Genomic DNA, 22,442 nt, shown 5'->3' with positions numbered 1-22,442 from the left:
GCGCCGTTGTTTGACAGATCAGCAGGCTGCCTGGCGGCAGTTTGCGCATTGCGACAAGGTTGTATTTCCATGGCACTCATCCCCGTCAGCATCCTCACCGGCTTTTTGGGCTCGGGCAAGACCACGCTGCTCAAGCGCGTGCTCAGCGAGTCGCACGGCATGAAGATCGCTGTGATTGAAAACGAGTTTGGTGAAGAAAACATCGACACTGACATCCTCAGAACCGAATCCCAGGAACAAATCCTGCAGATGAGCAACGGCTGCATCTGCTGCACCATCCGCGAAGACCTGCGCGAAGCACTGCAACTGCTGGCCGCCAAGCGCCGCAAGGGACTGGTGGAGTTTGACCGCATCGTCATCGAAACCACCGGCCTGGCCGATCCCGGCCCCGTGGCGCAAACCTTCTTCATGGACGATGAGATTGCGGAAACCTACCTGATCGACTCCATCCTGACCCTGGTGGACGCCAAGCACGCCAACCAGCAACTGGACGATCGCCAGGAAGCACGCCGCCAGGTGGGCTTTGCGGACCAGATCTTCCTGTCCAAGACCGACCTGGTTAGCGCAGCGGATACCGAAGCACTGATCCACCGCCTCAAGCACATGAACCCGCGCGCGCCTATCAAGCCCGTGCACTTTGGGGAAGTGCCACTGAGCGAGGTGTTTGACCTGCGCGGCTTCAACCTGAACGCCAAGCTGGACATCGACCCCGACTTCCTCAAGGAAGACGATCACGGACATGACCACAGCCATTGCGACCATGACCACGGTCAGTGCGAACACGGTCACGATCACGCGCACGGCCATGACTGCGGCCACGACCATGCCCATGGCGAGCACTGCAACCACCCGCACCACCACCACTATGACGACGACGTCAAGAGCTTCGTCTACCGTGCGGACAAGGCGTTTGACCCGGCCAAGTTGGAAGATTTCCTGGGTGCAATTGTCAATATTTATGGCCCCAAGATGCTGCGTTACAAAGGCGTGCTGAACATGAAGGGAACCAACCGTAAAGTCATCTTCCAGGGCGTGCACCAACTGATGGGCAGCGATCTGGGCCCCGACTGGGCCGCAGATGAGCAGCGCCAGAGCAAGATGGTCTTTATTGGTATTGATTTACCACAGGACATCCTGCGCCAGGGCCTCGATCAGTGCTTGGTATAAAGCGGTGCCTGCTCGGGCAGGCATTGCGCTGATACAGGTTTAACCAGATAAGTCTGTGCGTTATGTACAACTTTAGGGGCGTGGCCGTATCTGACCGATACAATCGCGCCCCTGATGAGAACCCGGTAGCTTAATGCCTGATGGGTGAGCCGACTGGGCCGTGCTAGTACTGTGAGGAGACAGGAAGTGACAGCAGTCGAGACGAGCAAGAAAAAAGCCACATCCAAAGTGGCCGCCACCACCGCCGAGCAGAAGGCCAAGCCAGCAGCCAAGAAGGCTGCAGCCAAGCCCAGCACCACTGCTGCTAAAACCATTGCGGGCAGCAAGTCCCGCACTGCGACCCATGAACCCACCAAGGCCGCTGCAGCACCTGCTGCAGTCACCAAGGCCGTTTCAAACACAACCATGCCAACGACTACTTCTGCGCCTACTTCCTTCGTGACCAAACGCGACCCCAAGCTCGCCAATAACTGGAAGACCAAGCCTCTGGAAGAGCTGACTGACGCTGAAATCGTGGCCATGCATGACGACGATTACATGAACGATGTCCAGATGGCGTATTTCCGCGCCAAGCTGGTCAAGCTCAAGCAAGACATGCACAACAACGCCGGTGAAACCGCAGAAAACCTGCGTGAAGACACCGTGGTGGTGCCCGATCCTGCCGATCGCGCCACCATTGAAGAAGAGCACGCCCTGGAGTTGCGTACACGCGACCGTGAGCGCAAATTGCTCAAGAAGATCGAGCAATCTATTGCCCGAATCGACGCAGGTGACTATGGTTACTGTGATGAGACCGGCGAGCCTATTGGCGTGCCTCGTTTGCTGGCGCGTCCTACCGCGACGCTGTCGCTGGAAGCGCAGCAACGCCGTGAACTCAAACAAAAAATGTTCGGAGATTGAGGGAGTGCCGTGCGCCCTGCACGGCTTTGAAAACAGCACATGCACCCAGACAGCGGAAAATCGGCCGGTTTTTTTAACAAAGTGATGCACTTGGTGCGCGGCAATGCCGGCACCGACGGGGCATCGACCGCAGATCCCGAAAGTCTGAGTGCACGTGAGGTGTTGCAGGAGTCCATGCAGCGCAAGCGCCGCAATGAGGCCATCCGCCTGCATGAATTTGCTCAGCTGCGCCTGCTGCGCCAGCGCAACGAAGTGGGCGGCCAGGCCAGCGCCGCCAGCAGCCCGAAAGACGACGCCCTGTCGTCCCTGCTGGGCCAGGAAACGCGCAGCACCGAAACCCTGCAAAAAATTGATGCCATCGAGGCACAGATGTCTGGCCAGTGGTGGCGCAACCCCGCGCAGCAGGCATCCAAGGGCGACAAGCCCATTGCGCACCGCAAACTCAATACCCGCCAGATGCAGGATCTGCCCGTTCTCGGTGAAGAGAGCGTGGTTGTCTCTACCGCTGTGCCAGCTGGCATGACTGCGGCGGCTGTGCCGCCTGCTGGACTGCAAGCAGGTATGTCAGGCGGTGTTGTACCTGCCGCTGTGCCGTCGGTGCCTGCCGTACGCGTTTTTAAACCCCACCCAGATTTGGAAGAAGCCGCCATCTTGTTTGCCCACGGCGACATGGATGGCGCACGTGCGCGCTTGCTGGAACAACTGGTGCAGGCACTGAGCGCCGCACCGGTCGATGAAGGCAAGGCGGCGGTGCTGTGGCATGCGGTGCTGGATGTGTGCCGTGCGACGGGTGACGAAGAGGCGTTTGAGCCGCTGGCGATTGACTATGCCGAGCACTTTGGGCGCTCGGCACCGCTGTGGTTCTCCATTCCGCAGCGACTGGGGTTGCCAGCTTTGTATGCGGCGGCCCGCACGGCGCCACGCAAGCGGCAGTTCCAATGGGCGTGTCCGGCCATGCTGACGGTGGGCTCGGTCACGGCACTGCGCCTTTCGCAGGAAGAGGCCCCGCAGCCCTGGAGCGTGTCCTGGCTGCGCCTGAATTTGATCGATGAAGCTGCGTTGGTGCCGTTGACCCAGCTTCTGGACGGCTGGGCCAGCAGCCAGGGGCAGTTTGTGCTGTCAGATGCCGGCAAGCTCTTGCAGGTGTTGGAGCAGCACACACGCGTGGAAGAGCGCAGCAACTCGCCGCACTGGTGGGCTTTGCGCATGGCGGTGCTGCGCCTGATGGACCGCATGGAAGCGTATGAGCAGTTGGCGCTTGACTATTGCGTGACCTACGAAGTCTCACCGCCTTCCTGGGTGCAGCCCGTCTGTCATTGTGTGGTGCAGGAAGAGGGTGAAGCGGATGTTTCCATCCTGCAGGAGGCGTCCATGCATTCCGCGCACGCGCCTGCGCCCGGGGGCGCGGCCACGCCCGTGGCGCTGCCGGGTACCCAGCAGGGGCTGGCGGGGGTGATTGAAGGCGATCCGCAGGTGTGGCTGGATGCCTTGACGGCCAAGGCCCAGCGCGGCCAGGTGCTGGAGATTGCGTGTGACAACCTGATTCGCCTGGACTTTGTGGCTGCAGGCAGTGTGCTGAACTGGGCGGCAGACATGCAAAACCAGGGCTATATCCTGCGTTTTACGCAGTTGCACCAGTTGGTGGCGGTGTTTTTCCATGTGATCGGGATCCACGAGCACGCCAGCGTGCAGGCCACCCAAGCCTGATTGCCGTCTAAAAAAGACCAAAATAGGTGCTTGTATTCACTGGTGCAGGCCCCACCTGCAGTGGCTATGGAACAGTATCACGGCACCACCATCATCAGCATCCGTCGCGAAACTCCGGAGGGCGTGCAAGTCGCCATCGGTGGTGACGGCCAAGTCACTCTGGGCCACATCGTGGTCAAAGGTACGGCGCGCAAGGTGCGCAAGCTCTACCACGGCAAGGTGCTCGCCGGTTTTGCCGGCGCCACGGCCGATGCGTTCACGCTGTTTGAGCGTTTTGAAGCCAAGCTGGAAAAACACCAGGGCCACCTGACCCGTGCCGCCATTGAGCTGACCAAAGAATGGCGCACCGACCGTGTGCTGCGCAAGCTCGAAGCCATGCTGGCCGTGGCCGACCACTCCGCCTCGCTCATCATCACCGGCAATGGTGATGTGCTGGAGCCCGAGCAAGGCATTGTGGCCATTGGTTCGGGCGGGGCTTACGCCCATTCGGCGGCCAAGGCCTTGCTCAACAACACCGATCTGTCGGCCGAGGCGATTGTGAAAAAGTCGCTGGAGATCGCTGGTGAGCTGTGCATCTACACCAACATGAACCACACCATTGAGACGCTGCCGCTGGCACCTGCTCAATCCTAAATAAATAGCTGCTAGCGCTTGATGCATCAGCGCTAGAGCCTGATTTGACTGGTATTGCTTATGTCTTCCATGACCCCTCAGGAAATCGTCTCTGAACTGGATAACCACATCGTGGGTCAATCCGGGGCCAAGCGTGCCGTGGCCATTGCGCTGCGCAACCGCTGGCGCCGCCAGCAAGTAGCTGACGGTCTGCGCCAAGAGATCACACCCAAGAACATTCTGATGATTGGCCCCACCGGTGTGGGCAAGACCGAAATTGCACGCCGCCTGGCGCGCCTAGCGGATGCGCCCTTCATCAAGGTGGAAGCCACCAAATTCACCGAAGTCGGCTATGTCGGCAAGGATGTGGATGTCATCATCCGCGATCTGGCCGAAATTGCTGTCAAGCAGGCGCGCGAAGCCGAAGTGAAGAAACTGCGCATGCGCGCAGAAGATGCGGCGGAAGAGCGCATTCTGGATGTGCTGCTACCCCAGGCACGTACCGATGATGCGCCTGCAGAAGATAGCAGCACCCGCCAGGTCTTTCGCAAAAAGTTGCGTGAAGGGCAGCTGGACGACAAAGAAATTGAGATCGATTTGGCCGATGCCAAGCCCCAGCTGGAAATTGTGGGGCCGCAGGGCATGGAAGAAATGGCTGAACAGCTGCGTGGCATGTTCAGCCAGATGGGGCAGGAGCGCCGCAAGACGCGCAAGCTCAAAATCAAAGAGGCGCTGAAGCAGCTGGTGGACGAAGAAGCGGCCAAGCTGGTTAACGAGGAAGAAACCAAGACCCGTGCACTGAGTAATCTGGAGCAAAACGGGATTGTCTTTATCGATGAGATCGACAAAGTAGCCACCCGCCAGGAAACCAGTGGCTCGGATGTGTCGCGCCAGGGCGTGCAGCGCGATTTGCTGCCGCTGGTGGAGGGCACCACCGTGTCGACCAAGTACGGCATGGTCAAGACCGATCACATTTTGTTCATTGCGTCGGGTGCGTTCCACCTGTCCAAACCCAGCGATCTGATTCCTGAGCTGCAAGGGCGCTTCCCGATCCGGGTGGAGCTGGATTCGCTGTCGGTGCAAGATTTTGAAGCCATCCTCACGCAGACCCACGCTTCGCTGACCAAGCAATATCAGGCACTGCTGGAGACAGAAGGTGTGAAGTTGGTGTTTACTCCGGATGGCATCACCCGCCTCGCGCATACCGCGTTTACGGTCAATGAACGCACCGAGAACATTGGCGCGCGCCGCCTGTCGACCGTGATGGAGCGTCTGCTGGATGAGGTGAGCTTTGATGCCGTCAAGCTGGCAGGCCAGACCGTGATGATTGATGCGTCCTATGTCGATGCTCGGTTGCAGCTGCTGAGCCAGGACGAAGACTTGTCTAGATACATTCTTTAACAGTTACAATCTCCTCAGACCCCCTTGGCGATGATTTGTCGCCAAGGGGGCTTTGTTTTTGATAAAGATCGTAAATGGGATGTAGGACGATATTGTGCTGCCGATAGGCGGCTAAGTAATTGAATTTAAAAGATTATTTCATGTTTTGCATTTGTTTTTGATTTCTAAGTTATTGATTTCATTGCAAATCTTTGTGGCGGCCCTAGTGGCTCTGGATGAATTTGCTGCTACAGTGCAAAAAAGTGCAATTAAGTGGTGAAAGTTGCCTGAAACGCCCCTGAAAGGGCGCGCAAGGCCCAAGCAAACGGGGTGTGATCAATCGTGTTTCAAGGGGCTTCTTCGCTGAATCTCGATGGAAAGGGACGGTTATCAGTACCGACCCGGCATCGTGACGCCCTGATTTCGCAAGCACAGGGTCAGATCACCATGACCAAACACCCTCACGGATGCCTGATGCTGTTCCCCCGGCCTGAGTGGCTGCTGTTCCGAGAGCGTATCGGCCAGCTGCCCATGTCCGCACAGTGGTGGAAGCGCATTTTTCTGGGCAATGCAATGGATGTCGACATGGATGGCACTGGCCGTGTACTGGTCTCTCCAGAGCTGCGCCAAGCCGTTGGCCTTGAAAGAGAAGTGATCCTGTTGGGTATGGGTAATCACTTCGAGCTCTGGGACAAAGCCACTTATGAAGCCCATGAGGCGCAAGCCATGCAGGCGCCCATGCCCGATGTATTCCAAGATTTTGCTTTCTGAAAAGGGCGAGCGTTGAACCAGCCCCTCCAACACATAACAGTTTTGCTCAACGAAGCCGTGGATGCTTTGTTGGGAGATGGTGCGTCTGCCGCTGACGGCACCTATGTCGACGGAACCTTTGGCCGTGGCGGCCATTCGCGATTGATTCTCTCCAAGCTCAGCCCGCAGGGGCGGTTGATTGCCTTTGACAAAGACCCATTGGCGATTGCAGAAGCCGGGCGTATCCAAGACGCCCGTTTTTCTATCCGCCACGAGGGTTTCCGCAATATGAGTGCGCTGCCAGATGCTTGTGCAGACGGCATCTTGATGGATCTGGGAGTGAGTTCCCCGCAGATTGATCAGGCGGACCGCGGCTTCAGTTTCCGCTTTGATGGACCGCTCGACATGCGCATGGACACCACACGTGGGCAAAGCGTGGCCCAGTGGTTGGCCGAAGCCGAGGTGCAGCAAATCACAGATGTGATTCGTGACTATGGCGAAGAGCGTATGGCTTTTCCCATTGCCAAGGCTATCGTGGCCCATCGTGAGGCCCATGGCGCTGTGCAGACCACCATCGATTTGTCGAATCTGGTGGGCAAAATCGTGAAAACCCGTGATGGCCAGAACCCTGCCACCCGGACCTTCCAAGCCCTGCGCATTTTTATCAATGCCGAATTGGTGGAGCTGGAAGAGGCGTTACAGGCGAGTTTGCGCGTCTTGAAGCCCGGTGGCCGCCTGGCAGTGATCAGCTTCCACTCGTTGGAAGACCGCATCGTCAAGCAATTCATCGCCGAGCATTCCAAGGAGGTGTACGACCGCCGCACACCTTTTGCGCCGCCCAAGGCTATGCGCTTGAAGGCGCTGGAGCGCATCAAACCGAGCAAGGCTGAAGTGGACGGCAACCCCCGTTCACGCAGTGCGGTCATGCGCGTGGCAGAACGTACTGAGGTGCCTGCATGATGGCCAGCACCCAGCTTCACCAAGCAAGGAGGGGGCTATGCTGCGCCTGAACTTTTTGCTATTGGTGGCTGTCATGCTCAGCGGGCTGTACCTGGTGCAGACGCAGTACGAGTCGCGCCGTTTGTTTACGGAATTGCACCGCGCAACCAACGAATCGCGCAACCTGGAGACCGAGTATCAGCGTTTGCAGGTAGAGCTGCGTGCCCAGTCCTCGCCCACACGCATTGAAGCCCTGGCCGTAGCGCAGGGCTTGCAAGGCGCATCGCCGGCCATTACGCACTATGTGCGCGATGCCCAGCAAGTAGGGGGGGCAAAGTGAGGCGCGGTCTCAATTACACCTCCAGCCCTTTGCTGGCCAGCAAGACGCCGGCATGGCGCAGCAAGTTCGTGATGGCCTTCATCGTGCTGGCCTTCACCGGACTGGCGGTGCGTGCTGCGTGGGTGCAGGTGATCGACAACGATTTTTTCCTGCGTCAGGGCGAGGTGCGTTTTGCCCGGACGCTGGAGCTGACGGCCAACCGTGGTCGCATCTTGGATCGCAATGGCTTGATTCTGGCTTCCAGTGTGCCGGCTGCGAGCATCTGGGCCATTCCTGAGGATGTGGAGAAAAACACGCCGGAAGATTTGGCCAAGCTGCCGCAGTTGGCCAAGCTGATGGAGATGCCGCTGGATCAGCTGAAGAAAAAACTGGGCGAAGACAAGAGCTTTGTCTGGGTCAAACGTCAGCTGGACTGGGAAGTCGGGCAGCAGATCAAGGCGATGGGCATCAAAGGCGTGTACCAGTCGCGTGAATACAAGCGCCAGTATCCGGAAGGTGAAGCGGCGGCCCACATCGTGGGCTTCACGAATGTGGAAGACAAGGGCCAGGAGGGCATGGAGCTGGCCTTTGAAAAAGACTTGGCTGGCAAGGTCGGTTCACGCCGTGTGATCAAGGACCGTATGGGCCGTGTGGTGGAAGGCGTGGGTGAGGAAATCCCGCCGATCGATGGTCGCGATATTCAGCTGTCGATTGACAGCAAGATTCAGTTCTTCGCCTATCAAAAGCTCAAGGAGCAGGTGATTGCCCACAAGGCGGTGGGCGGAACCGTGGTGGTGATGGATGCCAAGTCTGGTGAGTTGCTGGCATTGGCCAACTACCCCAGCTTCAACCCTGGTAACCGCAAACGATTGACGGGCGAGCAGCTGCGCAACCGCGCGGTGACTGACGTGTTTGAGCCTGGCTCCACCATGAAGCCGATTACGGTGGGTGTGGCGTTGGAGTCTGGCAAGTTCCGGCCTTCGACGATTGTGGACACCACGCCAGGTCGCATCAATGTGACCGGCTCCACCATTTCCGATACGCACAACTATGGGGTGCTGACGGTGGAAGGTGTGATCCAGAAGTCTTCCAATGTGGGGACGACCAAGATCTCGCAGCAGCTGACTGCCAAAGAGATGTGGGAGACCTTCTCTGCCGTGGGCTTTGGGCAGAAGCCGCAAATTGCATTCCCGGGTGCGGCCAGTGGCCGGTTGCGCCCGTACAAAACGTGGCGTCCGGTGGAGCAAGCCACCATGTCGTATGGCTACGGCCTGTCTGCCAGCTTGTTGCAGATGGCGCGCTCGTACACCGTTTTCTCGAATGGCGGCAAGGTGATTCCCGCCACGATGTTGAAGCTTGACCGTCCGCCCGTTGGTGTGCCTGTGTTTTCGGAGCGTACGGCAGAGCAGGTGCGCAAGATGCTGGCTTTGGCCACAGGTCCTGGGGGGACAGGTCAGCGCGCGCAGACAGTCGGCTATTCCGTCGGTGGCAAGTCGGGCACTGCGCGCAAGCAAGTCGGCAAAAACTATGCCGCAGGAAAATACCGCGCTTGGTTTACCGGTATGGCGCCGATTGAAAATCCGCGCGTGATTGTGGCTGTGATGGTGGATGAGCCCAGCAACGGTACCTTCTACGGGGGTACGGTGGCGGCGCCTGTCTTCAGCACAGTGGTGCAGCAGAGTCTGCGTCTCTTGGGGGTGGCTCCTGACATGGCGGTGCAACCGCAAATTGTCGCCAACCCTGTGGAGGAGTCGCTGTGAGCCGCGCACCTGAATTTTTGAGCAACCTGCAGCAAGCGGTGGATTGGCTGCGTACCCGGGTCACCGGCCAACTGCGCACGGACAGCCGTTTGGTTCAGCCGGGCGATGGTTTTATTGCCTGGCCCGGTGGTGTGACCGATGGTCGCATGCATGTGGCTTCTGCACTGGCGCGTGGCGCAGTGGCCTGCCTGGTTGAGCACAAAGGCGTGGAAGCCTTTGATTTGCAAGGGCCTGTTGCGAGCTATTTGGGGTTGAAGGCGGCCACGGCGGATATTGCCGCACAGTGGTGCGGTCACCCAGCGCAGCAGTTGCAAGTACTGGCGGTGACAGGTACCAATGGCAAGACATCCACCGCCTGGTGGCTGGCGCATGCATTGGCGAGCTACCGCCACGGAGCCCGCCAGGGCTGTGCCATGGTGGGGACCTTGGGGATTGGCGTGCCGCCAGCCGTGGTGACCACCGGAATGACCACGCCCGATCCGGTGTGTTTGCAATATGCACTGGCGGATTACGTGCAGCAAGGCGTTGCAGCCTGCGCCATCGAAGCCTCTTCGATCGGTATTGAAGAGCACCGCCTGGATGGCACAGACATTCACACAGCGATCTTCACCAACTTCACCCAGGACCATCTGGACTACCACGGCAGCATGCAAGCCTATTGGCAAGCCAAGGCCAAGCTGTTTGCGTGGCAGGGGCTGAAAGCGGCGGTCATCAATATCGATGATGCGCACGGCGCGGCGTTGGCGCAGCAGCTGCAGAAACGCCCCGCACTGGATGTGTGGACGGTCGCAGTGCATGCACCTGCCCGTCTGCAAGCCACCCATGTGCGCCATGGCCAGCGTGGCCTGAGCTTTGAAGTGCAGGAAGGTGCGCAGGTTTTCACCATGGAAACCGGCCTCATCGGCCAATACAACGTCAGCAATATGCTGGGCGTGCTGGCCACCCTGCGTACGCTGGATATCAGCCTGGCCGACGCTGTGGCGATCTGTGCAGACCTGGAACCTGTACCGGGCCGCATGCAGCAAATTGCACAGCCCAAGCAGCCGCTGGTGGTGGTGGATTACGCACACACACCCGATGCTTTGGAGCAAGCCCTGCAGGGTTTGCAACCGGTTGCCCAAGCGCGCGGCGGCAAGTTGCATGCCGTGTTTGGCTGTGGTGGCAATCGCGATGTGAGCAAGCGCCCTCTGATGGGGCAAGCCGCGCAGCGCCAGGCCGATGTGGTGTGGGTCACCAGCGATAACCCACGCGGGGAAGTGCCCGAGACCATCGTGGCGCAGATCGTGGCGGGCATGCAGCCGAGCGACAGCGTGCAGGTACAGGTTGATCGCACGCAAGCGATTACCCAGGCCATCGTGCAGGCAGACCAGCGCGACGTGGTGCTGCTGGCCGGCAAGGGGCATGAGGATTACCAGGAAATCATGGGCGTGAAGCACCCATTTTTGGACATGGACAAAGCCCATGCGGCTTTGTGCCAGCGAGAAGGACAGAACAAGTGATGATGACTTTGCAACAGGCACTGGCGTGGATTGCCGCCTTCCAACCGCAGGCGCGGTTGGTGGGCGACGCCGCAACGCCCCTGCTGCGCGTGCACACCGACAGCCGCACGCTGCAAGCCGGTGACCTGTTTGTGGCGCTCCAGGGTGAGCGCATGGATGCGCATGACTTTTTGCCACAGGTGAAAGCGCAAGGCCAGGCCGTTGCAGCCATTGCCCACGGCGGGCTGGAGGCATTGGGTCTGTCGGGTATTGAGGTGCCAGACACGACGGTGGCTTTGGGAGCTTTGGCCGCAGGCTGGCGCAGCCAGTTCGATGTGCCCTTGATTGCTGTGACGGGCAGCAATGGTAAGACCACCGTGACGCAAATGATTGCCAGCATCCTGCACGCGCATGCGGGCGAGGCTGCATTGGCCACCCAAGGCAATTTCAACAATGCGATTGGCGTGCCGTTCACGCTGTTCCGCATGACAGCGGCGCATCGCATCGGTGTGGTGGAACTGGGGATGAACCACCCCGGGGAAATCACGGCGCTGGGCCGCATGGTGCAGCCCACGGTGGCTCTGGTGAACAACGCGCAGCGTGAGCACCAGGAGTTCATGCACACCGTGCAAGCCGTCGCCGAAGAAAACGCCAGCGTATTTGCCCATGTGCCAGCCGATGGCACGGTGGTTTTCCCTGCGGATGACACCTTCACCCCGCTGTGGCGTGGGTTGGCGGGTGCGCGCAAGGTGCTGACGTTTGGCGGTGCAGATGCCGATGTGACGGCGCTATCGGCCACCTGGGCCGACAGTGCATGGCAGGTGCGGGTGCAAACCACCCAAGGTACGCTGGACTGCGCGCTGCACATTGCGGGGCGCCACAACGTGCGCAACGCCTTGGCGGCCGCGGCCTGTGCCCTGGCTGCGGGCGTGCCTTTGGCCACGATTGGCCTGGGTTTGAGCGCGTTCTTGCCGGTGAAGGGCCGCTCGCGCTCGACCTCGGTGGTGTGTGCCGGGCGCCGCATCGATGTGGTGGATGACACCTACAACGCCAATCCAGACTCGGTGCAGGCAGCGATTGCGGTGCTGGCCGAGCTGCCAGCGCAGCGTCTGCTGGTGTTGGGTGATATGGGTGAGGTCGGTGATCAAGGCCCGGCTTTCCACGCAGAAGTGGGTGCCAGCGCCCGCCAAGCAGGCATTGAAACGTTTTTTGCACTGGGTGCACAAATGCAGCATGCCGTTGCTGCATTTGGCGAAGGTGCTACGCATTTTGAAGATATGGCATCGCTGATTGCTGCGGTGCAAGCCCGTATGGGACAGACCAGCAGCGTGCTGGTCAAAGGTTCGAGAAGTATGAAGATGGAACAAGTGGTGCAGGCGCTGGAGCGCACCTGCGGGGAGGGCGCAACATGCTGCTGATCTTGGCTGAATGGTTGCAGAGCCTGTCGCCCGACCTGAGTTTTTTGCGCGTGGTGCAGTACATCACGTTCCGCGCCGTAATGGCCGCTGTGACGGCGCTGGCCATTGGCCTGTACATCGGCCCCAAGGCGATTCGCATGCTGACGGCGCTGAAGGTGGGGCAACCTGTGCGTGGCTACGCCATGCAGACGCACTTGGTGAAAAATGGCACGCCCACCATGGGTGGTGTGCTGATTTTGTTTGCCATCGCCACCTCTACCTTGCTGTGGTTTGACCTGAGCAACCGGTTTGTCTGGATCGTGCTGATTGTGACGCTGGGTTTTGGTGCGATCGGCTGGGTGGATGACTGGCGCAAAGTGGTCAACAAAGACCCGGAAGGCATGCGTTCGCGCGAGAAGTATTTCTGGCAGTCGGTGATTGGCCTGGTCGCTTCGGTGGCGCTGGTGTTCAGCATTTCCGAGAGCTCCAACGGCAGTGCGTTTGAGCTGTTTGTGACTTGGGTGCAGTCGGGCTTTTCCATGGATTTGCCGCCCCAAGCCGGCTTGATGGTGCCTTTCTTCAAGGCAGTGAACTATCCGCTGGGTGTGCTGGGCTTTGTGATCCTGACCTATCTGGTCATCGTGGGTGCAAGCAATGCCGTCAATTTGACCGATGGCCTCGATGGCCTGGCCATCATGCCTGTGATCATGGTGGGTACGGCACTGGGCATTTTTGCTTACGTGACTGGCAACGCCAATTACGCCAAGTACCTGCACTTCCCCAGCATCCCCGGCACGGGCGAGCTGATGATTTTCTGCGGTGCCATGGCCGGCGCTGGCTTGGCCTTCTTGTGGTTCAACGCACACCCTGCGCAAATCTTCATGGGCGATGTGGGCGCACTGGCCTTGGGCGCTGCGCTGGGCACCATCGCCGTGATCGTGCGCCAAGAGATTGTGCTGGCCATCATGGGCGGCATTTTTGTGGCGGAAGCGGTGTCGGTGATGCTGCAGGTCGTGTGGTTCAAGTACACCAAAAAGCGCTACGGCGAAGGCCGTCGCCTGCTGAAGATGGCGCCGCTGCACCACCACTTTGAAAAGAGTGGCTGGAAGGAAACGCAGGTGGTGATTCGCTTCTGGATCATCACCATGCTGCTGTGCCTGATTGGCCTGTCGACATTGAAGCTGAGGTAAGCCCATGCACACCGAAGACTTTCAACCCGACATGCCAGACACCGAAGCCCCCGTGCCAAGCACGGTGGTGGTGCCTATGCAGTCGGAAGATTTAGGAGCAGCTAGCGCTGATGAATCCTTGCTTTCAGATTTCAATGTGTCTGAAATGATGGATGAGCCTGCGCAAGAAGCTCCTAAAAAAGAAGTTGCACCTGCGTGGGCAGAGCCGATGCCTGACGTGGCGACCTTGAGCGCGGCCAAAGATGCGGCGGCCTTTGTGGCGCAAATTTTCACTGATCCCAGCATCTCCGATGCGGCGGATGCCGAAGTGACGGCGGCGCAGCCCGTGGAAGCGCTGCCCGAGGTGGATCTGCCGCCCGTGCCCGTGCAATGGCCTTTGCAGCAGGCGCAGCACCTGCAAGGCCAGCGTGTGCTGATTTTGGGTTTGGGTGCATCGGGCATGTCCATGGCCCGCTGGTGCACGCGCGCAGGCGCGCAGGTCACAGTGGCCGACACCCGCGAAGCGCCGCCGCAGCTGGATTTGCTGCATAGCGAGCTGCCCGATGCCCAATTTATCGGTGGTGCATTCAGCCGCGCGCTGATCGACGGGCAGAACCTGACGTCGGTCTACCGTTCTCCCGGTTTGAGTCCCGACAGCCTTGCCCCTGTGACAGACGCGGCACGCGCCATCGGTCTGCCCGTAGGCGGCGAGCTGGATTTGTTCGCCTCCGCGCTGCAAGGCTTGGCCACAGCGCACGGCTACCAGCCCAAGGTGCTGGCGGTCACAGGTACCAATGGCAAAACCACGGTCACTTCGTTGACGGGCAAGTTGCTGGAGCACGCGGGTATCCGCGTGGGGGTGGCGGGCAATATCGGCCCCACCTTGCTGGACACCTTGAGCGCGCGCATTGATGCCCAGGATTTGCCCCAGGCATGGGTGCTGGAGCTGTCGAGCTTCCAGCTCGATGGCGTGCAAGGCTTTGAGCCCACGGCCGCCGTGGTGCTGAACATCACCCAGGACCACCTGGATTGGCACGGCAGCCTGCAAGCCTATGCAGCGGCCAAGGCGCGTATTTTTGGCGAGACAGCCTTGATGGTGCTGAACCGCGAAGACCGCATCGTCATGGACATGCTGCCGCCGCCTGTGAAGGTCAAGCTGCAAAAGCCGCAGCTGCGTGCCCACCTCACCTTTGGTGCAGATCTGCCGCGCAACCCTGGTGACTTCGGCATTGAAATGGTGGCGGGCATGGCCTGGCTGGTGCGCGCCATGGACGTGGATAACGCGGGCCGCAAGTCACGCGATCCGCAAGACGATCTGGTGATTCAGCGCTTGCTGCCCGCCGATGCCTTGCGCATTCGTGGCCGCCACAACGCCACCAATGCGCTGGCGGCACTGGCTCTGGCGCAAGCTGCAGGCGCCGCTTTGGCTCCCATGCTTTATGGACTGCGTGAATACCGCGGTGAGCCGCACCGGGTTGAACCCATCGGCATGGTCAACGGGATTGAATACTTTGACGACAGCAAGGGCACCAATGTGGGTGCCACCGCCGCCGCGCTGACGGGGCTGGGGGCAGATCGCCGCATCGTGCTGATTCTGGGTGGCTTGGGCAAAGGCCAGGACTTTGCACCGCTGGCAGCGCCAGTGGCGCGCTATGTGCGTGCCGTGGTGTTGATCGGGCGTGATGCACCGCTGATCAAGCAGGCGCTGCAAGGTGAAGGTGTACCGCTGCTCGATGCCGCGGACATGGCGCAAGCCGTGCAACTGGCCACTGCGCACGCCAAGGAAGGCGATGCCGTGCTGATGAGCCCGGCCTGCGCCAGCATGGACATGTACCGTGACTACGCCCACCGTGCCCAGGCCTTTATCGATGCCGTGCAAACACTGGCTGATGACGCCGGTCAGCTGCTGGAGGGCCACGCCGGATGAACACCACCCTGACCCAAGTGCGCGATCGCCTGCAAGGTTGGTTCCGCGGTGCCGCGGACAAACCGGTGGACGTGCTGCCCGTGCGCGTCGGTGGCACGGAGTACCGCAACACGCGGGCCTTGCCGCCTACGGCTTTGGGGCTGGATCAGGCATTGATCTGGGTGGTGATCGGTCTGATGGCCTGGGGCCTAGTGATGGTGTATTCCGCCTCGATCGCCATGCCCGACAACCCGCGCTTTGGCAAGATTGAGCCCTACCACTTCCTGCTGCGCCACGCGATGGCCATGGGGGTGGGCTTTGTGGCGGCATTGCTGGCGTTCCAGGTGTCGATGAAAACCTGGGAGCGGCTGGCCATTCCCATGTTCCTGCTGGCGTTGTTCCTGCTGGTGATGGTGCTGGTGCCTGGCGTCGGCTTGGTGGTCAATGGTGCGCGGCGCTGGTTGCCGCTGGGGATCATGAACTTCCAGCCGTCTGAGCTGGCCAAGTTTGCGGTGCTGGTCTATGCGGCTGACTACATGGTGCGCCGCATGGATGTGAAAGAGCGCTTCTTCCGCGCCGTGCTGCCCATGGCTGCTGCCGTGTTCTTCATCGGTGTGCTGCTGCTGGCCGAGCCCGACATGGGGGCCTTCATGGTGATCGTGGTGATCTCCATGGGTATCTTGTTCCTGGGGGGCGTCAATGCCCGCATGTTCTTTCTGATGGCGGCGCTGGTGGTCGGGGCCTTTGTGCTGATGATCGCGTTCTCGCCATGGCGGCGGGAGCGCATCTTTGCGTACCTGGATCCGTTCTCGGTGGACCATGCTTTGGGCAAGGGCTACCAGCTCTCACACGCGCTGATCGCCATCGGCCGTGGGGAGATGTTTGGCGTGGGCTTGGGGCGCAGTGTGGAAAAACTGCACTGGCTGCCTGAGGCGCATACCGACTTTTTGCTGTCGGTGATTGGTGAGGAATTTGGCTTCATTGGCATCCTCATTTTGATCATCGCTTTTGTGTGGCTGACGCGCCGCATCACCGAAATTGGGCGTGAAGCCATTGCGCTGGACCGTGTGTTTGCGGGTCTGGTGGCACAAGGGGTAGCGCTGTGGTTTGGCTTCCAGGCCTTTATCAACATGGGGGTGAACCTGGGGGCGCTGCCCACCAAGGGCCTGACGCTGCCGTTGATGAGTTTTGGGGGCTCTGCCATCTTGATGAATTTGGTGGCCATCGCAGTGGTGCTGCGTATTGACTACGAGAACAAGCTCCTCAGTCCGAGGATGAGAAAGTAATGAAAGAAAAAGTCGCTTTGATCATGGCTGGTGGCACGGGAGGACACATCTTCCCGGGCTTGGCTGTGGCCCAAGCATTGCGTGAGCAGGGTTGGCGCGTGCATTGGTTGGGGGCTCCGGACAGCATGGAGTCGCGTTTGGTGCCGCCCCAGGGTTTCCCGCTGGAGACCATTGAGTTTGGTGGCGTGCGTGGCAAGGGCTTGAAGACCCTGGCACTGCTACCGTGGCGTTTGCTCAAAGCGTTCTGGCAGGCGCTGGGGGTGGTGCGCCGTGTCCAGCCGGATGTGCTGGTGGGTTTTGGCGGCTACATCACGTTCCCCGGTGGAATGATGGGCGTGCTGGCTGGCAAGAAGCTGATTTTGCATGAGCAAAACTCCATCGCGGGGGCTGCCAACAAGGTGTTGGCCAGCGTGGCAGACCGGGTGTTTGCGGCTTTCCCCCGTGCGCTGAAGCAGGCGCAGTGGGTGGGCAACCCCTTGCGTGCGGCATTCCTGAATCAGCCCGATCCTGCGGCACGCTTTGCAGGCCGCTCGGGCCCACTGAAAGTGTTGGTTGTGGGCGGCAGCTTGGGTGCCAAGGCATTGAACGACATCGTGCCGCAAGCGCTGGCGCTGATGCCTGAGAGCGAACGTCCGCAGGTGGTTCACCAAAGCGGTGCCAAGCAGATTGAAGCCTTGCGTGCGAACTATGCGGCTGCTGGGGTGCAGGCAGAGCTGACGCCGTTCATTGAAGACACTGCGCAGGCCTTTGCCGATGCCGATGTGGTGATCTGCCGTGCCGGTGCCAGCACCGTGACCGAGATCGCAGCCGTCGGTGCCGCGGCCATTTATGTGCCGTTCCCGCAGGCGGTGGATGACCACCAGACCGCGAATGCCAACTTCCTGGTGGAAGCCGGCGGTGGATGGTTATTGCAACAACATGCATTGAATGCACAAAAACTGGCAGAAATGCTACAGAATATGCAGCGTTCAACGCTCTTGAACGTTGCTCTTAAAGCGAAAACGATGCAGAAGATTGATGCAACCCGTGAGGTGGTTGCCGCGTGCGAGGAGCTCGCCGCATGAAACACGCCATTCAAAACATCCACTTTGTCGGCCTGGGTGGCTCGGGAATGAGCGGTATCGCTGAGGTTTTACACAACCTCGGCTATGCCGTCTCCGGCTCTGATCTGGCATCCAGTGCCACGCTCCAGCGTCTGCAATCGCTGGGGGTTCAGACTTTTGTGGGGCACGATGCGGCCCATGTACAGGCCGCCGATGTGGTGGTGACATCCACCGCCGTTCAGGCCGACAACCCTGAGGTGCTGGAAGCGCGCGCACGCAAAATTCCCGTGGTGCCACGCGCACTGATGCTGGCCGAGCTGATGCGCTTCAAGCAAGGCATTGCCATTGCTGGGGCACACGGCAAGACCACGACCACCAGCCTGGTGACTAGTGTGCTGGCCGAAGCGGGGCTGGATCCGACGTTTGTGATTGGCGGCAAGCTCAACAGTGCGGGCGCCAATGCCAAGCTGGGCCATGGGGACTACATCGTGGTCGAGGCCGACGAATCGGATGCCTCGTTCCTGAATCTGTTGCCCGTGATGGCCGTGGTCACCAACATCGATGCGGACCACATGGAAACCTACGGGCACGACTTTGGCAAGCTCAAGCAAGCCTTTGTCGATTTTCTGCACCGCATGCCTTTCTATGGCCGTGCCATCGTGTGTGTTGAGAGCCCTGCGGTACGGGACATCCTGCCGATGCTGGCACGTCCGGTCACGACCTACGGTTTTGCCGAAGATGTGCAGGTGCGCGCAGTCGATGTGCGTGCCGAGCACGGTCAGATGTGTTTCAAGGTGCTGCGCCAGAATGGCCATGCCTATCCTGAACTGCAAGTGCGCCTGAGCCTGGCGGGCGAGCACAATGTGCTCAACGCTTTGGCGGCGGTGGCGATTGCGATGGAGCTGGAAATTTCCGATGAAGCCTTGCTGCGTGCGCTGGAAGGTTTCAAGGGCGTGGGCCGCCGCTTCCAGCGTTATGGCGATCTGCCTTGTGCCGAAGGTGGGCATTTCACCGTGATTGATGACTACGGTCATCACCCCGTGGAAATGGCGGCCACCCTGGCTGCCGCGCGCGGGGCTTTCCCCGGACGTCGACTGGTACTGGCATTCCAGCCGCACCGCTACACCCGTACGCGCGACTGTTTCGAAGACTTCGTGAAAGTGCTGGGCGAGGCGGATTCTGTCTTGCTCAATGAAGTCTATGCCGCTGGGGAAGCCCCCGTGGTGGCGGCAGACGGCCGCGCATTGGCACGTGCTGTGCGTGTGGCAGGTCGTGTAGAGCCGATTTTTATTGAAAAAATCAGCGATTTGGCACAGGCAATCGCAGACAATGCTCAGCCGGGTGATGTGGTGCTGTGTATGGGCGCCGGATCGATTGGTGCTGTACCGGCGCAACTGGTTGAAATGCTAGAGAAAAAAGAGCTGCAAGCGCAGAAGGGTTCTGCGTTATGAGCAAAAACATGACAAATATCGACGTGCGCGCCCTGGGTAAGGTCGCAGTGCTCATGGGTGGCCGCTCGTCCGAACGTGAGGTTTCCCTCATGTCTGGGCAAGGTGTGCTGGACGCTTTGCGTGCGCAAGGCGTTGATGCACATGCATTTGACCCTGCACAGCAAGATCTCAGTGCCTTGAAAACACAGGGTTTTGTCCGCTGTTTCATCGCTTTGCATGGCCGCTTTGGTGAAGACGGTACGGTGCAAGGCGCCTTGGAGCTGCTCGGCATTCCCTATACAGGCTCTGGCGTGATGGCATCCAGCATGGCCATGGACAAGGTCATGACCAAGCGCATCTGGCGCTTTGAAGGTTTGCCGACCCCAGATTGGCGCATGGTGGCCGATGCACAAGCGACCCGTGATGCATTCGCTGCACTGGGTGCACCGATGATTGTCAAGCCTGCACGCGATGGCTCAAGCATGGGTTTGACGAAGGTGACGGATGCCAGCCAGTGCGAGGAAGCCTATGCACTGGCGGCCAAGTACGACGACGAAGTGCTGTGTGAGCAATTCATTACGGGCGAAGAAACCACCTGCGCTGTGCTGGGTGAAGGCACAGGCGCTGCTGCATTGCCGGTGATTCGTATCGTAGCGCCCGATGGCAACTACGACTACCAGAACAAGTACTTCACGGACGTCACGCAATACCACTGCCCGAGCGGACTGCCTGCGCAGGAAGAAGCACGCATTCAGCGCATTGTGGAGCAGGCTTTCCGCACCCTGGGCTGCCGTGGGTGGGGCCGTGCAGACGTGATGATTCGCAAGAGCGATCGCCAGCCTTTCTTGCTGGAGATCAACACCTCGCCAGGCATGACCAGCCACTCGCTGGTGCCCATGGCTGCGCGCGCACAAGGCATGAGCTATGAACAGCTGTGCCTGACCATTTTGGCTGCAGCTTCGCTGGACAGCGCCACGCACGAGGAGCGAGCCCACGGATGAGCTACTCCATGTCAGCCCCTTTTGACGTCAAACTCATGAACGTGACCGCTACGGCCATGTTCGCGGGTGTGGCCGTCTTGTTGCTGGCGGTAGTGAGCTGGTGGGCATTGCGCCATCCTGCATTTTCGATTGCGCGCATCGTGGTGGAGGGGGAGCTGGTGCACAACAACGCCGTGACCCTGCGTGCCAATGTGGCGCCGCACCTGACCGGGAATTTCTTCACGGTCAACCTCAAGGATGCCCGCACGGCCTTCGAACAAGTGCCTTGGGTGCGCCAGGCGGAAGTACGCCGTGAATACCCCAACAGTTTGCGCGTGCTGTTGCATGAGCACGAAGCCCAAGCCTACTGGGGGCCGGATACGGGTACCGCCATGGTCAACACCATGGGCGAAGTATTTGAAGCGAATGTTGGCGAGGTAGAGCGTGAGGGCTTGCCTCGCCTTTCTGGCCCTGATGGCTCGGCGGTGGATGTCCTGCGCATGTACTACGCCTTGGAGCCTGCGTTCAAAGACATGAATGCACCGATTGATGCCTTGACGCTGCGCGATGGTGGCAGCTGGGTGGTGCAATTGGACAATGGCGCCCAGGTGGAACTGGGCGGGGGCAAAGAGCAGGAAGTGCTGCAACGCATTCAGCGTTTCGTGCGCACCCTGCCACAAATTACCCAGCAGTACCAACGTACAGCGGATGCATTGGAATACGCCGATTTGCGCTATCCCGATGGCTATGCCTTGCGACTGCGTGGCGTGACCACCGTGTCGCGCGAAAAGGCGCTGGAGCTGGCGAAACGCCACGCCGCACAGCAACTACAAGACAGCAAAAAAACACGACCTTCTGAGGGCAGGCACTGATATGGCAAGAGAGTACAAAGACGTCGTCGTCGGTCTGGATATCGGCACCGCCAAGGTCATGGCCGTGGTGGCCGAAGTCATGCCTAGCGGTGAGCTCAAGCTGGCCGGTCTGGGCGTATCGCCAAGCAACGGCTTGAAGCGCGGCGTGGTGGTCAATATTGAAGCCACCGTGCAAAGCATTCAGCAAGCGCTGAAAGAAGCCGAGCTGATGGCGGATTGCAAGATCCAGCGCGTGTACACCGGCATCACTGGCAGCCACATCCGCGGCTTGAACCAAAGCGGCATGGTGGCCATCAAGGACAAGGAAGTCACGCCCACCGATGTGGCGCGCGTGATTGAAACTGCCAAGGCGGTGAGCATTTCGTCGGATCAGCGCCTGCTGCTGGTGGAACCCCAGGAGTTCGTGATTGATGGCCAGGACGTGCGCGAGCCTGTGGGTATGAGCGGTATCCGCCTGGAAGCCAAGGTGCACATCGTCACTGGTGCGCAAAGTGCTGCGGAAAACATCATCAAGTGCGTGCGCCGCTGCGGCCTGGAAGTAGAACAGCTGTTGCTGAACCCGCTGGCGGCCAGCCAGGCGGTGCTGACCGATGACGAGCGTGACCTGGGCGTGGCGCTGGTTGACATTGGCGCTGGCACCACGGATGTGGCGATCTTCACCGGCGGTGCAATCCGCCATACCGCAGTCATTCCGATCGCAGGGGATCTGATCACCAGCGACATTGCGATGGCTTTGCGTACGCCCACCAAGGATGCCGAAGACATCAAGGTCGAAAGCGGTTATGCCAAGCAGATGCTGGCCGATCCAGACAGCCAGGTGGAAGTGCCGGGTCTGGGTGACCGTGGCCCTCGCATGATCAGCAAGCAAGCGCTGGCTGGTGTGATTGAGCCACGCGTGGAAGAAATCTTCTCTCTGGTGCAACAAGTCATTCGTGAGTCGGGCTACGAAGAGGTGCTCTCTTCGGGCATCGTGCTCACCGGTGGCAGTGCCGTTATGCCGGGCATGGTCGAGTTGGGCGAGGACATTTTCCTCAAGCCTGTGCGCCGTGGCGTGCCCAAATATTCCAGTGCATTGGCCGATATGGTGGCGCAGCCTCGCTCTGCCACAGTCATGGGTTTGCTGGAAGAAGCGCGGCAAGCAAGATTGCGCGGTTTCAAGGTGGCACAAAAGAGTGGGTCAGTGAAGACCGCTTTTGGTCGATTTAAAGACTTCATTGTGGGAAACTTCTAACTATGTGCTCTCGACGCATGCGCATCACGGGTCCTCCCACTGATTTTCGATACCGACGCCGAAGAGAAGCCCCCCATACAGCTATAGCGAATTCATTTAAAAAATTTCCAGGAGCA

Annotated in this window: 19 protein-coding genes; all 19 read left to right on the top strand. The window is 59.8% G+C overall.

Annotation, left to right across the window (positions count from 1 at the left end; translation table 11 throughout):
* The first annotated feature begins 69 nt into the window (after positions 1-69).
* The 19 genes from AC27VO_RS08645 to ftsA all read left to right on the top strand — a co-directional run bounded on the left by AC27VO_RS08645 (position 70) and on the right by ftsA (position 22,326).
* Entirely contained in the window at positions 70-1,167 is a 1,098-nt protein-coding gene (locus AC27VO_RS08645) for a CobW family GTP-binding protein (RefSeq protein WP_488666299.1), read from the top strand.
* 186 nt (positions 1,168-1,353) lie between these two features.
* A complete protein-coding gene (gene dksA / locus AC27VO_RS08640; RefSeq protein WP_488666298.1) occupies positions 1,354-2,067 on the top strand; it encodes an RNA polymerase-binding protein DksA in 714 nt (237 codons plus the stop codon).
* Positions 2,068-2,106: 39 nt separating this feature from the next.
* A complete protein-coding gene (locus tag AC27VO_RS08635; protein WP_488666297.1) occupies positions 2,107-3,774 on the top strand; it encodes a hypothetical protein in 1,668 nt (555 codons plus the stop codon).
* A 66-nt stretch (positions 3,775-3,840) separates the two neighbouring features.
* Positions 3,841-4,407, top strand: coding sequence for an ATP-dependent protease subunit HslV (gene hslV / locus AC27VO_RS08630; RefSeq protein ID WP_488666296.1), 567 nt, complete (start codon positions 3,841-3,843; stop codon positions 4,405-4,407).
* Between the two features lie 60 nt (positions 4,408-4,467).
* Positions 4,468-5,787: an ATP-dependent protease ATPase subunit HslU gene (hslU, locus tag AC27VO_RS08625; protein WP_488666295.1), complete on the top strand. Its 1,320-nt coding sequence runs from the start codon at positions 4,468-4,470 to the stop codon at positions 5,785-5,787.
* A 321-nt stretch (positions 5,788-6,108) separates the two neighbouring features.
* On the top strand, positions 6,109-6,537 hold the full coding sequence (gene mraZ, locus AC27VO_RS08620) for a division/cell wall cluster transcriptional repressor MraZ (protein ID WP_488666294.1): 429 nt from the start codon (positions 6,109-6,111) through the stop codon (positions 6,535-6,537).
* A gap of 12 nt (positions 6,538-6,549) precedes the next feature.
* Complete coding sequence (gene rsmH, locus AC27VO_RS08615) at positions 6,550-7,476, top strand: 16S rRNA (cytosine(1402)-N(4))-methyltransferase RsmH (RefSeq protein WP_488666293.1); 927 nt, start codon at positions 6,550-6,552, stop codon at positions 7,474-7,476.
* Positions 7,477-7,513: 37 nt separating this feature from the next.
* Positions 7,514-7,795: a cell division protein FtsL gene (gene ftsL, locus AC27VO_RS08610; RefSeq protein WP_488666292.1), complete on the top strand. Its 282-nt coding sequence runs from the start codon at positions 7,514-7,516 to the stop codon at positions 7,793-7,795.
* Complete coding sequence (locus AC27VO_RS08605; protein WP_488666291.1) at positions 7,792-9,534, top strand: peptidoglycan D,D-transpeptidase FtsI family protein; 1,743 nt, start codon at positions 7,792-7,794, stop codon at positions 9,532-9,534. The genes ftsL and AC27VO_RS08605 overlap by 4 nt, the downstream gene beginning before the upstream one ends.
* Positions 9,531-11,033 carry a UDP-N-acetylmuramoyl-L-alanyl-D-glutamate--2,6-diaminopimelate ligase gene (locus tag AC27VO_RS08600; RefSeq protein WP_488666290.1) on the top strand — a complete coding sequence of 501 codons (1,503 nt, stop codon included), beginning with the start codon at positions 9,531-9,533 and terminating at the stop codon, positions 11,031-11,033. Before AC27VO_RS08605 ends, AC27VO_RS08600 begins: the two co-directional genes overlap by 4 nt.
* Positions 11,033-12,430, top strand: coding sequence for a UDP-N-acetylmuramoyl-tripeptide--D-alanyl-D-alanine ligase (locus tag AC27VO_RS08595; protein WP_488666289.1), 1,398 nt, complete (start codon positions 11,033-11,035; stop codon positions 12,428-12,430). Before AC27VO_RS08600 ends, AC27VO_RS08595 begins: the two co-directional genes overlap by 1 nt.
* Positions 12,421-13,599, top strand: coding sequence for a phospho-N-acetylmuramoyl-pentapeptide-transferase (gene mraY, locus AC27VO_RS08590; protein ID WP_488666288.1), 1,179 nt, complete (start codon positions 12,421-12,423; stop codon positions 13,597-13,599). The genes AC27VO_RS08595 and mraY overlap by 10 nt, the downstream gene beginning before the upstream one ends.
* A gap of 4 nt (positions 13,600-13,603) precedes the next feature.
* Positions 13,604-15,505, top strand: a complete 1,902-nt coding sequence (gene murD, locus AC27VO_RS08585; protein ID WP_488666287.1) for a UDP-N-acetylmuramoyl-L-alanine--D-glutamate ligase — start codon at positions 13,604-13,606, stop codon at positions 15,503-15,505.
* On the top strand, positions 15,502-16,770 hold the full coding sequence (ftsW, locus tag AC27VO_RS08580) for a putative lipid II flippase FtsW (RefSeq protein ID WP_488666286.1): 1,269 nt from the start codon (positions 15,502-15,504) through the stop codon (positions 16,768-16,770). The genes murD and ftsW overlap by 4 nt, the downstream gene beginning before the upstream one ends.
* The gene (gene murG, locus AC27VO_RS08575) at positions 16,770-17,834 is read left to right on the top strand and encodes an undecaprenyldiphospho-muramoylpentapeptide beta-N-acetylglucosaminyltransferase (protein WP_488666285.1); all 1,065 of its coding nucleotides are present in this window, start codon (positions 16,770-16,772) and stop codon (positions 17,832-17,834) included. The genes ftsW and murG overlap by 1 nt, the downstream gene beginning before the upstream one ends.
* Positions 17,831-19,264, top strand: a complete 1,434-nt coding sequence (gene murC, locus AC27VO_RS08570) for a UDP-N-acetylmuramate--L-alanine ligase (RefSeq protein WP_488666284.1) — start codon at positions 17,831-17,833, stop codon at positions 19,262-19,264. The genes murG and murC overlap by 4 nt, the downstream gene beginning before the upstream one ends.
* Entirely contained in the window at positions 19,261-20,244 is a 984-nt protein-coding gene (locus tag AC27VO_RS08565; RefSeq protein ID WP_488666283.1) for a D-alanine--D-alanine ligase, read from the top strand. Before murC ends, AC27VO_RS08565 begins: the two co-directional genes overlap by 4 nt.
* Positions 20,241-21,095: a cell division protein FtsQ/DivIB gene (locus AC27VO_RS08560; RefSeq protein WP_488666282.1), complete on the top strand. Its 855-nt coding sequence runs from the start codon at positions 20,241-20,243 to the stop codon at positions 21,093-21,095. Before AC27VO_RS08565 ends, AC27VO_RS08560 begins: the two co-directional genes overlap by 4 nt.
* Before the next feature lies 1 nt (position 21,096).
* On the top strand, positions 21,097-22,326 hold the full coding sequence (gene ftsA, locus AC27VO_RS08555; protein ID WP_488666281.1) for a cell division protein FtsA: 1,230 nt from the start codon (positions 21,097-21,099) through the stop codon (positions 22,324-22,326).
* Positions 22,327-22,442: the final 116 nt, after the last annotated feature.

This window comes from Comamonas sp. 14P8.1.4 (assembly GCF_057799285.1).
This window is presented reverse-complemented; position numbering and strand designations above follow the sequence as displayed.